At 46.4% G+C, this 1042-nt stretch carries 1 tRNA gene and 1 rRNA gene; both read left to right on the top strand.

Features of this window, described 5'->3' with window-relative positions:
* Window positions 1–330: 330 nt before the first annotated feature.
* Window positions 331–418 (top strand) — tRNA-Ser (locus tag EAI83_RS17080).
* Between the two features lie 334 nt (window positions 419–752).
* Window positions 753–1042 (top strand): 16S ribosomal RNA (locus EAI83_RS17075); the annotation flags it as partial.

Here is a 1042-nt window from a genome sequence, read left to right as displayed (position 1 = left end):
CCCCCCCCCCCCCCCCCCCCCCCCCCCCCCCCCCCCCCCCCCCCCCCCCCCCCCCCCCCCCCCCCCCCCCCCCCCCGGGAAGCCCTCGGACTTCGGAACTCTGAGATGGACTTCCCCTGCGCTGTCCACACGGACAGCGTGTCGTGCGTAGCCACCTGCCTAAGGGGATAATATGATTGGTCAATCGCGCTAAGATAAAATTAATGTAAAAAAATGAAAAAAAGGTGTTGACAAAACTTATATCTTTCGGATATAATTAACCATGCGTTTCGGATGAAAACACAGAAGAAATGCACTCCAATTTAATAAGAAATTATAAGTTCGGAGTCTGGAGAAGTACTCAAGAGGCCGAAGAGGTGCCCCTGCTAAGGGTATAGGTCGCTAACGCGGCGCGAGGGTTCAAATCCCTCCTTCTCCGTTGTTTTTTTGAAAAAAATAAATTTTTCAAAAAAATGAAAAAACTTGTTGACAAACGCTTGCGGATGTGATAAAGTAAACAAGCTGTCAGCGAGACAGAGATTCATCAAAAAAAGTTTGAAAAAAGTTGAAAAAAGTACTTGACAAACGATTTGAGATGAGATAAAATAAACGAGCTGTCTGAGAGACAGACACAACAAACCTTGATAACTAAACAGTGAAACACATACGATTCTCGAAAATTTCTTTACATTTAAAGAACGGTTTAAACAAACCAAAAGCAGTAAAAACGAGAGATAGCCAAACGGTTGTCTTGAGTAAATGAATCAAACATTTTATCAGAGAGTTTGATCCTGGCTCAGGATGAACGCTGGCGGCGTGCTTAACACATGCAAGTCGAACGGGAAACCTTTTATTGAAGCTTCGGCAGATTTAGATTGTTTCTAGTGGCGGACGGGTGAGTAACGCGTGGGTAACCTGCCTTATACAGGGGGATAACAGTCAGAAATGACTGCTAATACCGCATAAGCGCACAGAGCTGCATGGCTCGGTGTGAAAAACTCCGGTGGTATAAGATGGACCCGCGTTGGATTAGCTAGTTGGTGAGGTAACGGCCCACCAAGGC

It is taken from the genome of Blautia sp. aa_0143 (genome assembly GCF_004167315.1).
Taxonomy (GTDB): domain Bacteria; phylum Bacillota; class Clostridia; order Lachnospirales; family Lachnospiraceae; genus Blautia_A; species Blautia_A fusiformis.
The sequence above is the reverse complement of the archived record's forward strand: the minus strand, read 5'-3'. Positions and strand labels throughout refer to the sequence as shown.